Below are 11,236 nucleotides of genomic sequence, written 5' to 3'. Positions count from 1 at the left end.
GTTATTTTATGGCCTTCTTCTTATCCACATGCCCCAGTGAACGTTCCGGGAAACAAATATCGCGCACACGCTGTTTAAGCAGTGCGGCGTCCGGGAAACCGCCATCGCGTTTGCGTTCCCAGATAATCTCGTCATCGACTTTGATTTCGTAAATGCCACCGGTGCCGGGGACAAGCGTTACCGACGCCAGATCGGTACTGAACGAATTCAGCAATTCCTGCGCCATCCAGGAGGCGCGCAGCATCCAGTTGCATTGAGAACAATAGGTGATGGTGATGGCAGGTAATTTTTCCATGGTACGACCCTTTTAAGAGGATTTTATCGACGTTTCAGAAATCGGATATTACTGCCCGCTACAGACCTGCGCCAGTTGTTGTCTCAGCCACTGACGGGCGGCGGGGCACCGATTGAGTTATAACGAAAATTGATACGCACTATAATATTTCTACACTTCTGCTTATAGCTCTTTGGCAGCACTCTGTGTGCTTAATGTGCCAATCCACCGAGGAAATTTTATGTCTGCACTATTTACGCCGTTTACGTTGAAAGACGTCACCTTAAAAAACCGCATTGCCGTTCCGCCTATGTGCCAGTATTCCGCCACTGATGGCGTGCCGAATGACTGGCATCAGGTGCATTACGCCACGCTGGCACGCGGCGGCGCGAGCCTGGTGATTGTCGAAGCGACGGCGGTTTCGCCGGAAGGGCGTATCACCCCGGGATGTCTCGGGATCTGGAACGATGAACAGGCTGCTGAACTGGCGAAGATTGCCAAAGCCATCAAAGCCGCAGGCGCAGTACCGGGGATCCAGATCGGTCACGCAGGCCGTAAAGCCAGCGCCAATCTGCCCTGGGAAGGGGACGATCATATTGCTGAAGGCGATCCGCGTGGCTGGGCAACCATTGCGCCATCCGCAGTCGCATTCGGCAAACACCTGCCGAAAGTGCCGAAAGAAATGACCAAAGCCGATATCCAGCGCGTGATGGCCGATTTTGTCGCTGCCGCGAAACGCGCGCGCGATGCCGGTTTTGAATGGCTGGAGCTGCACTTTGCCCACGGCTATCTGGCGCAAAGCTTCTTCTCCGTGCATTCCAACACCCGCACCGACGAATACGGCGGTGATTTTGCCGGTCGCAGCCGTTTCCTGATTGAAACTTTCGACGCCGTTAACGCCGTCTGGCCAAAAAACCTGCCGATTACCGCGCGTTTTGGCGTGATCGAATACGATGGCCGCGATGAAGAAACGCTGGCGGAATCTATCGAACTGACCTGTATTCTGCGTGAGAAAGGGCTGGATATGCTCAACGTCAGCGTCGGTTTCTCGACCTGGGAAGCACAGATCCCATGGGGAGCCGGTTTCCTGGCACCAGTGTCGCGCCGCGTGCGTGCTGAAGCCGGCTTGCCGGTGGCGAGTTCATGGGGCGTTGCGTCGGCAGACGTGGCCGAACGTTGTATCAGCGAACAAGATATGGATCTGGTGATGATTGGCCGCGCCATGCTCGCCAACCCGCATTATCCGTATGCGCTGGCGAAAGAACTGGGCGAGGACAATCCTTCATGGGTTCTGCCTGCGCCTTACGCGCACTGGCTTGAGCGCTACAGCATTCAGTGATCCTAAAATATCTCTGGAAAGAAGCTCGTAAAACGCGCGGGTAATTTTCAGCGCGTTACATTTTGCTACGAGGCAGGCCGCAAGCCCTGCCTCTTTTCTTTTCTGTCCTTTCAATCCTTTCCAAATCAACGCAAAATCTCAACCCTGACAGGCGAAAAAAGGGATGCGGGCGTGAATTCAGGTTTGATGGTATTACACGGAAATCACTCAGAAACGCTGAGGGACGTGCTGGTCTCGTGGATGGCAGCGCATCCGCTGTCGCCGCTGGAAAATGAAGTGATTCTGGTGCAGAGCAACGGCATCAACCAGTGGCTGAAACTGGCGCTGGCGCGTGATGTGGCCGACGGTGGCTGCGGAATTGCGGCGGCGCTGGATATCAAACTTCCGGCACGTTTTTTCTGGCAGGTGTACCGCGCGGTGCTCGGCAAAGAACAGGTGCCGGAATCGTCGCCTTTTGACCGTCCGCTGCTGACCTGGCGCCTGATCCGCCTGTTACCCGAACTGCTTGCCGAACCCGTTTTTGCGCCGCTGGCCCGTTTCTTAAAAGATGACGGCGATATGCGTAAATTGCATCAGCTGGCGCAGCGTCTGGCGGATTTATTCGATCAGTATCAGGTTTACCGTGCTGACTGGCTGGAAGACTGGGGCAACGGTCTGGACGTTCTGCGCACCAGCCGTAAAGGCAGCGAGCCCTTGCCGGAAAACCTGCTGTGGCAGCCGCAACTGTGGCGCGCGCTGCTGGCGGATGTACCTGAAAACGAGCGCAACACCAGCCGTGCGGCGCTGCATCAGCGTTTCCTGCACTATGCGCAAACTATTCCTGAAGACCAGCGCCCGGCCGGTTTACCGGCGCGGCTGGTGGTTTTTGGCATCTCCTCGTTACCGCAACAATCCCTTGAAGTGCTGGCCGTGCTGGGACGCTGGACACACATCTTTATGTGTGTGCATAACCCGTGCGAGCACGACTGGAGCGATATCATTGCTGATAAAGATTTGCTGCGCGCAGAGCGGATACGTCAGTTGCGTAAGCCGGGCATGCCGCAGGTCATTGCCGAAGATGAGCTCCATCAGCATGCGCATCCGTTGCTGGCGGCATGGGGCAAGCAGGGGCGTGACTATATCGGTCTGCTGAATGAATACGACAACCACGAATCCTATGCGGCGCAACTGGCGCCGGTGATCCCGCGCATCGACCTCTTTACCTCAAACGGCACCGATACCCTGTTGCATCAGTTGCAGGAAGACATTTTGCAGCTGCGCCCGCTGGCTGAAACCATCGATGAATGGCCTGCCGCTGACGTTCAGCATGACGATTCCCTGCGTTTCTTTATTACCCACAGCGCCCAGCGCGAAGTGGAAGTGCTGCATGACCGCCTGCTGGCGGCGCTGGCCGCAGATCCGACGCTGAAAGCGCGCGACATTATCGTGATGGTGCCGGATATCAACGGTTATGCGCCGCACATTCAGGCGGTGTTTGGCCTGATGGAGCGCAGTGATCCGCGTTATATCCCGTTCACCGTTGCCGATCAGGGACCGCGCCAGAATAATCCGTTACTCGGTGCGCTGGAAAGTTTGCTGGAACTGCCACAGTCGCGTTTTGCGGTCAGTGATTTGCTGGATTTACTCGATGTGCCGTCGGTGCGTCAGTGTTTCGGGATTGAAGAAGAACAACTGCCGCTGCTGCACCGCTGGATCAGAGCCGCCAACGTGCGCTGGGGGCTGCATGCCGAGCAGCGCCAGAGCCTCGAACTGCCGTTATCACCGGAGCAAAACAGCTGGTTCTTTGGTCTGCAACGCATGTTGCTGGGCTATGCGGTGGGCAGCGGCGAAGCCTGGAAAAACATCGAGCCGCTGGATGAAATCGGCGGGCTGGATGCGGCACTGATTGGCCCGCTGTCACATCTGCTGAACTGCCTGGATGACACCTGGCGTCAGCTACGTGAACCTGCGCCTCCGCAGGAGTGGGGCAGGCGTCTGCGTCATATCCTTTCTCAATACTTTAGCGAGGATGACGGTGAAGATGGCTTTATTTTAGTGCGTCTGCACGGTGAGCTGGAAATCTGGCTCGAAGCCTGTGAAAGCGTAGATTTACAGGCCGAACTGCCGCTGTCGGTGGTTCGCGATCACTGGCTGGCGCAGTTCGACCAGTCGGGTCTGACCCAGCCGTTTTTCGGCGGCGCGGTGACGTTCGCCACGCTGATGCCGATGCGTGCCATTCCTTTCCGCCACGTGCATCTGCTGGGGATGAACGACGGTGATTATCCGCGTAACCGCGTGCCGATGGATTTCGACCTCATGGGGCGCGATTACCGCCCGGGCGACCGTTCACGCCGTGAAGATGACCGTTATCTGTTCCTCGAAGCCCTGCTTTCTGCGCGTGAACGCTTACACATTAGCTGGGTGGGGCGCAGCATTCATGACAACACCGAGCGCCCGCCTTCGGTGCTGGTGGCGCAGTTGCGCGACCATCTGGCGGCAGGCTGGAAAGCACAAAGTGGCGAAGATTTACTGCACGCCCTGACCACCGAACATCGTCTGCAACCGTTCAACCGCGACTATTTCAGTCAGGGCAGCCCGCTGTTTAGTTATGCCCACGAATGGCGCGCCGGGCTGGAAGCGGAAGCCGCTGCCGTGGCAGCGCAACCGCTGCAACCGGTGGAACAGGAAGGCGCACTGACGCTGCGTCAGTTGTCGGATTTCCTGTCGGATCCGGTGCGCAGTTTCTTCCGCCAGCGGCTGAACATCTACTTTGAGCTGGAAGATCCGGGCAGCGAAGATCAGGAGCCGTTCGACATCAATGCGCTGGAAAACTGGCGGTTGCAGGATGAGCTGATCCGCGCGCAAAAATGGGCACTGGAAGCGGGCGTTTCGCGTCAGGATGTTTTACGTCAGCAACTCGAACGTATTGAACGACGCGGCGAGCTGGCACCGGGCGAATTTGCTGCGGTGCTGAGTGACGATCTGGCCGAACCGATGGATAGCTTGTTTGCCAGCTATCAGCAGGTTCTCGATGCATGGCCTCAGCCGCTGGCGAATGAGGCGCTGGAAGATAAAACCGGTGGTGTGATGTTCTCCGACTGGCTGAGCGAACTGCGGGCAAATGCTGCGGGCGGCCGTGCCCGCGTGGTGCTGGAAAGTACCGGCATCATAAAAGATCGCGCTTACCGCTTTGACCGGCTGCTGCCTTACTGGGTTGCGCATCTTGCGGGGCATCTTGACGGACAGCCAATGCACACCTTTATCGTCAGCAAAAACGGCACCGCCGAATTACCGCCGCTGGAGATCGCTTATGCGCGCGAACTGTGGGACACGCTGATTGAAACGTGGAGAATCGGGCAGTTGCGGCCGTTGCCGCTGGCGGTAAAAACAGCCTTTGTCTGGCTGAAAAAAGAGGGCACGGCGCACAGCGCAACGGACAGCGATGCCTGGCTTGCCGCCCGCGACAGCTACGAAAATCACGATCCGGCCAACATGAAATTTGGTGAGCGTGACAGCAATGCGTACCTGGCCCGCGCGTGGCCGGACTTTGCCGCACTCTGGTCTGACGGTGAATTTGCCCGGCTGGCCGATGTGCTACTGGCACCGCTGATCAATTATCTTTCCCGCAGTAAGAAAGGAGACAAGGAATGACGGAACAACGTCTGCCATCAGCATTGAATGTGCTGAACTTTCCGCTGACGGGAAGCCGCCTGATTGAAGCCAGCGCGGGTACCGGCAAAACTTTCACCATCGCCGCGCTGTATGTGCGGCTGGTACTCGGACACGGCGGCGATAACGCTTTCAGCCGCCCGCTGACGCCGCCGGAAATTCTGGTGGTGACCTTTACCGATGCCGCAACCAAAGAACTGCGCGATCGCATCCGTGCACGTTTATCGCAAGCGGCAGGGTATTTTTTAGGAAATCCTGACGCGGAAAATGACAGCGACGAATTTTTGCAAAATTTGCGTGCGGAATATACGTCGGAGCAATGGCCGGGCTGTGCCCGCAAGCTGCAACTGGCGGCGGAATGGATGGATGAATCCGCCGTTTCCACCATTCACGGCTGGTGTAACCGCATGCTTGGCGAGCACGCATTCGACAGCGACAGCCTGTTTACCCAGACGCTGGAAACCGACCAGACCGAACTGCTGATGAACGTGGTGCGCGATTACTGGCGCAGTTTCTATTTCCCGCTCGGTGAGCAGGAAATCCGTATGTTGCGCGGCTGGTGGCGCTCACCGGAAGACTTACACCGCAGCGTGATGCCGCTGCTGGAATATGCCGGAGAGTTAGGCTCAGATCAGACGCCTGCCGAAGTATGTGAAACGGTGAATAACCTGAAAGCGGCGGAACTGGCTGCGCTGAAACAAGACTGGCCGCAATGGACGCAGGAACTGCGCACAATGCTCGAAGGCGCGGTAGCAGCGAAAGCGGTGAATGGGAAAATTCAGGCGCGATATTTCAATCCGTGGCTGGATAAACTCCACGCTTGGGCGACCAGCGACGAAATAATCCCGGATCTCAAAACCGGCTGGACCCGCCTGACACCGGCAGGCCTAGACGAAGGCTGGAAGCAGGGCGTTGCGCCCGTCCATCCGGCCATTTCGGCAATGGAAACCCTGAAAACCCGGCTGGAAAGTTTGCCGGATGCCCGCAGCGGTTTACTGCAACATGCCTGCCGCTGGATAAAAAATCGTTTTGACCTCGAGCAGCAAAAGCGCGCGCAAATGGGTTTCAACGATTTGCTGACCCGTCTGGACGCTGCGCTCAGCAGCGACAACGGCGCACGACTGGCGGAGATCATCCGTACGCAATTCCCGGTGGCGATGATCGACGAATTTCAGGATACCGATCCGCTGCAATACCGCATTTTCGACGCCGTTTACCGCGTGGCGGAAAATGCGCCGGAGCAGGGGCTGATCCTGATCGGCGACCCGAAACAGGCGATTTACGCCTTTCGTGGTGCCGATATTTATACTTATCTGCGCGCCCGTCGTGATACCGGTGGCCGCCACTACACGCTGGCGACCAACTTCCGTTCTACCCGTGCGATGGTGGCGTCAGTGAATCAGGTGTTTGAACTGGCCGAAAATCGCAAGTCCGGCGAGGGCGCGTTCCTGTTCCGGCGCGGCGCTGAAAATCAGGTGCCGTTCCTGCCGGTAGAAGCCAAAGGACGCGCCGATACGCTGGTAATTGATGATGCCGAAGCCGCTGCGCTGACGCTGTGGTATCCGGAGAATCAGGCGGAAGTATTGCCGAAAAACCAGTATGTCCAGATGATGGCCGACGCTGCGCCACGGAAATTGTTCGCCTGCTGCGCCTCGGCCAGCAAGGTTCTGCCGGTTTTGGCCTGCCCGGCGAAACGCTGAAGCCAGTAATGCCCGGCGATATCGCGGTGCTGGTGAACACCGGGCGGGAAGCGACCGCAGTGCGCGTTGCGCTGTCGAAACGCGGCGTGCGCAGTGTGTATCTTTCCGATAAAGAATCGATTTTTGAAAGTGCGCAGGCGGGCGAATTGCAATACTGGCTGGCGGCTTGTGCTGCGCCGGAAAACGACCGGTTACTGCGCGCGGCCCTCGCGACACCTTCGCTGAACCTGAGCTGGGAAGCGCTGGACCGGCTCAATCAGGATGAAAACGAGTGGGAGCGCTACGTTCAGCAGTTTCAGGCGCTGCGTACCTGCTGGCGCAAACAGGGCATTCTGCCGATGCTGCGCCGTCTGATGTGGGAATTCGACGTGCCGCGCCGTCTGCTCGGCCGTGGTGACGAACGTGCGCTGACCGACCTGCTGCATCTTTCTGAACTGCTACAACAGGCCAGCGTTCAGCTCGACGGCGAGCACGCGCTGATCCGCTATCTGGCGGAACAGTGTCAGGATGAACATCAGGGGGGCGATGCGCGCAAACTGCGTCTCGAAAGCGATGCTGAACTGGTGAAAGTGGTCACGGTGCATAAGTCCAAAGGGCTGGAATATCCGCTGGTATTCCTGCCTTTCGCCTGTGCTTTCCGCGCGGTGAAAAAACAGGACTCACCGCTGAAATGGCACACGGCAGAAGGTGAACTGGAAGTGGCGCTGAGCGCGACGGATGAACAACTGGTGCAGGCCGATCGCGAGCGTCTGGGGGAAGACCTGCGTAAGTTCTACGTCGCGATGACCCGCTCGCGTTACGCGCTGTGGCTGGGCATGGCTCCGCTGAAAGAATTCGAAAAGAGCGCCTCCGGCTATCTGTTCCACGGCGGCGACGCGATCGATGCAGATGCGCTGCCCGCCAGTTTGCAGGCACTGGAAACAGACACTATTCGCGCCTGGCCGCTGCCTGTTACGGATGGCGCAATCTATCGCAGTGAGCAGTTGTTACCGGAACTCGGGCCGCGTCCTCCGCTGCGAACGCATAAAGGGCCGCGCTGGTGGGTGTCGAGTTTCTCCGGCCTGCAAATCGCACCGGCAGGCAGCTACATGGTGCCGGAGACCCTGAACCGGGAGCCTCGTGGTGAGATCGAAAGCGCAGCTCAGGACAGCTATTTAGAAGATCAGAAAGTATTTGTGGAAGACAAAGAGCCGGTGCCCGGGCTTTTGCAACCGATGACCGGTGAGAATTTGTATGCGTTTCCGCGCGGTCCTGCGCCGGGTAATTTCCTGCACGGTTTGCTGGAATGGGCGGGCGACGAAGGGTTTGCGGCACTGGCGAAGGATCCGGCGAAAATCGCCGATCAGGTTGCGCGGCGTTGTAATACGCGCGGCTGGGAAAAGTGGATCGTACCGCTTTCCGGCTGGCTGACCGCGTTACTGACGCAGCCGTTAGCCCTGCCGGACGGTGAAACCTTCACGCTGGCGGAACTGCCGCCTTATCAGGTTGAAATGGAGTTCTGGTTCTCGCTGACGAAGGTTTCAACTGTTCGCCTCGACAAGCTGGTTCAGCAATACACGCTTGAGGGCGCGGAGCGTGCGCCGCTGCTGGCGGAAGATCTCAACGGCATGCTGAAAGGCTTTATCGATCTGGTGTTTGAACATGACGGGCGTTATTACGTGCTGGATTATAAATCCAACTGGCTCGGAGACGATGCCAGCGGTTATGACCAGGAAAATATGACGCAGTCAATGCGCGAGCACCGCTACGATTTGCAGTTCTCGCTGTATCTTTTTGCGCTGCATCGTCTGCTGAAATCCCGCATATCGGATTATGACTACGACCGGCATATCGGCGGCGCGGTGTATTTATTCCTGCGCGGCAGCCACGCGCCGGGTAACGGCGTCTGCGTTCAGCGGCCGGACAAAGCATTAATGGAACAACTCGACGCTCTGTTCAGCGGCACGGAGGAACACGCATGAAAATCAACAGCCGTGAAGATATCGCACAACTGCTGGCGAGCTGGGTGGAATGTGGCTGGCTGCGCGAACTCGATCGCGCACTGGTGACGTTTCTGGCAAAAGAAGCGCCGGACGCGCATCCGTTATTGTTGCTGGCGACCGCACTGACCAGCTATCAGTTAGGGCGCGGTCATGTGTGTCTGGATTTGCAGGCCACGCTTGATGACAGCGCATTCTCACTCTCGCTGCCACCGGAAGGCGATCACGCTGACGGCGCGGTGATCCGTCCGGCGGCCGTGCTCGACGACCTGAGTTTGCAGGAATGGCTGGCGGCGCTTGTGCACCCGACACTGGTCGGACACCACGAAGGTAATTCGCCGCTGGTGCTGACCGGCCAGCGCCTGTATCTGCGCCGTTACTGGCAGTACGAACAGAATGTGCGGGCGGCAATTGAACAACGTCTGGCGCGCAGTGCGCTGCACACTTTGCCGGTGGAATCTTTGCGTGCGCCGCTGACGGCGTTATTCCCGGCGGATGCGAAATCTGATATCGCCAACTGGCAGAAACTGGCCTGCGCGCTGGCGGCGGGCAGTGCGTTCAGCATTATTACCGGCGGGCCGGGCACCGGTAAAACCACCACGGTGGTGCGTCTGCTGGCGTTGTTACAGACGCTGGCGCTGGAGGAAAATGGTCAGCCACTGCGCATCAGACTGGCTGCGCCGACCGGCAAGGCGGCAGCAAGACTCAATGAATCAATTGCCGGTGCGGTATCGAAGCTGGATCTCAGTGCGCTCGGCAACGGTAATGCGGTGCGAGAAAGTATCAACACCGATGTGGTGACACTGCACCGTCTGCTCGGCAGCCGCCCCGATACGCGGCATTTTCGCCATCATCCGGGCAACCCGCTGATGCTGGATGTGCTGGTGGTTGATGAAGCGTCAATGGTCGATCTGGAAATGATGGCCGCATTGCTGGCGGCATTGCCAGAACAGGCGCGTCTGATCCTGCTCGGCGATAAAGATCAACTGGCGTCGGTGGAGGCGGGGGCATTACTGAGCGAGTTATGTCAGCGCGCCAACGGCGGCCATTATCTGCCGCATACCCGCGACTGGTTGCAAAGCGTGACCGGCGAACAGGTCCCGGATTCGCTGGTTGATCCCCAGGGTACGGCGATGGATCAGGCTGTAGTGATGCTGCGCCACAGTTACCGTTTTGATGCACAAAGCGGCATTGGTCAGTTAGCGGAAGCAGTAAATGACGGGGATGTGAAAGCGCTGAAACAGGTCTGGAAACATGGATACGCTGACCTGGCGCAACTGACATTGAGCACTGACGATGATGCTGAACTGCGCGACTGGGTGGTGAAGGGCGGCACGAAGCAGTTCCCGGCGGCGGCCAGACGCGAAGGCGTAGAGCCTCCGGTCGGCTATCAACATTATCTCAACGTGATGATCCAGGCGCGACCGGCAGACAATGAACCGCCGGAAGCCTTCAACCGCTGGGCGGCCAGAGTGCTTCTGGCCTACAGCCAGTTCCAGCTGCTGTGCGCCTTACGTGGCGGGCGCTGGGGTGTGGAAGAACTGAATCAGCGCATCGCCGACATCTTGCGAAAGGAAGGGTTGCTTAAGGCGTCGATCGGCTGGTATCCGGGGCGTCCGGTGCTGGTGACCCGCAATGATTACAGCCAGCGTCTGATGAACGGCGATATCGGCATCACGCTGGAGATCCCGCATCGTCTTGCCGATGGTACTGTGGTGCCGACCCTGCGAGTGGCGTTTCTGGCCGGAGACGGTACGCAGGATATCCGCTGGGTGATGCCGGGGCGTTTGCAGGCGGTGGAAACCGTATTTGCCATGACGGTGCACAAATCACAGGGATCCGAATTTACCCATACCGCGCTGCTGCTGCCGGAGAATCTCAGTCCGATCCTCACGCGCGAGCTGATTTACACCGGCATTACCCGTGCGCGTCACTGGTTCAGTCTGGGATGTGTCGGGGGAATGAATGCCGTTTTACCGGATGCGGTGAAGCGTCGGGTGTTACGTGCCAGCGGATTAATCGAAAGCGCGTAACGCATACCTGAAGACGAAAATCAGCATTCGTGCTCATGAATTCTGACGAGTTTATGTAGCGTGCGGGCCTTGTTGCCCGCCACTTTGGTGGCTTTGTCCGGATCGCCAGCCACAAATTCCAGCGTCGGTGAGTAATAAAAAGGCAGCCAGCCACCGTAGCCATTCTCCCACTCCCAGCGAACCGGGCAGGGCCACAGAATGTCTTCATGCATGATGTAATAAGTCCATCGCCCATGCGGACGACGAGGTTTTAGTATTTTCAT

At 58.1% G+C, this 11,236-nt stretch carries 5 protein-coding genes and 1 pseudogene; 4 read left to right on the top strand and 2 right to left on the bottom strand.

Going from position 1 to position 11,236, the window contains the following annotated elements; all coding sequences use genetic code 11:
* Position 1: 1 nt before the first annotated feature.
* The gene (locus UC14_RS03060) at positions 2-295 is read right to left on the bottom strand and encodes a SelT/SelW/SelH family protein (protein ID WP_112197205.1); all 294 of its coding nucleotides are present in this window, start codon (positions 293-295) and stop codon (positions 2-4) included.
* 220 nt (positions 296-515) lie between these two features.
* Between UC14_RS03060 and UC14_RS03055 the strand changes: the two genes are divergently transcribed.
* From UC14_RS03055 to recD, 4 genes and pseudogenes are all read left to right on the top strand, one after another.
* Positions 516-1,613 (top strand): NADH:flavin oxidoreductase/NADH oxidase, encoded by a 1,098-nt coding sequence (locus UC14_RS03055; protein ID WP_112151307.1) that lies wholly within the window; start codon positions 516-518, stop codon positions 1,611-1,613.
* A gap of 171 nt (positions 1,614-1,784) precedes the next feature.
* Positions 1,785-5,243 carry an exodeoxyribonuclease V subunit gamma gene (gene recC, locus UC14_RS03050; protein WP_112197204.1) on the top strand — a complete coding sequence of 1,153 codons (3,459 nt, stop codon included), beginning with the start codon at positions 1,785-1,787 and terminating at the stop codon, positions 5,241-5,243.
* Positions 5,240-8,922 (top strand): annotated as a pseudogene (gene recB, locus UC14_RS03045) (exodeoxyribonuclease V subunit beta). Before recC ends, recB begins: the two are co-directional and overlap by 4 nt.
* Complete coding sequence (recD, locus tag UC14_RS03040; RefSeq protein WP_112197203.1) at positions 8,919-10,973, top strand: exodeoxyribonuclease V subunit alpha; 2,055 nt, start codon at positions 8,919-8,921, stop codon at positions 10,971-10,973. The pseudogene recB and the gene recD overlap by 4 nt, the downstream one beginning before the upstream one ends.
* A gap of 20 nt (positions 10,974-10,993) precedes the next feature.
* Here recD and UC14_RS03035 read toward each other — a convergent pair whose 3' ends face one another.
* A complete protein-coding gene (locus UC14_RS03035) occupies positions 10,994-11,185 on the bottom strand; it encodes a hypothetical protein (protein WP_013574325.1) in 192 nt (63 codons plus the stop codon).
* Between the last annotated feature and the right edge of the window lie 51 nt (positions 11,186-11,236).

Origin of the sequence: Rahnella sp. NRRL B-41462 (assembly GCF_003263525.1) — a bacterium.
GTDB classification, from domain to species: Bacteria; Pseudomonadota; Gammaproteobacteria; order Enterobacterales; family Enterobacteriaceae; genus Rahnella; species Rahnella aceris.
This window is presented reverse-complemented; position numbering and strand designations above follow the sequence as displayed.

Excerpts from the sequence above, each read along its gene's own strand:
- UC14_RS03060 (WP_112197205.1), bottom strand. The coding sequence starts at position 295 with ATGGAAAAATTACCTGCCATCACCATCACCTATTGTTCTCAATGCAAC.
- UC14_RS03055 (WP_112151307.1), top strand. The coding sequence starts at position 516 with ATGTCTGCACTATTTACGCCGTTTACGTTGAAAGACGTCACCTTAAAA.
- recD (WP_112197203.1), top strand. The coding sequence starts at position 8,919 with ATGAAAATCAACAGCCGTGAAGATATCGCACAACTGCTGGCGAGCTGG.
- UC14_RS03035 (WP_013574325.1), bottom strand. The coding sequence starts at position 11,185 with ATGCATGAAGACATTCTGTGGCCCTGCCCGGTTCGCTGGGAGTGGGAG.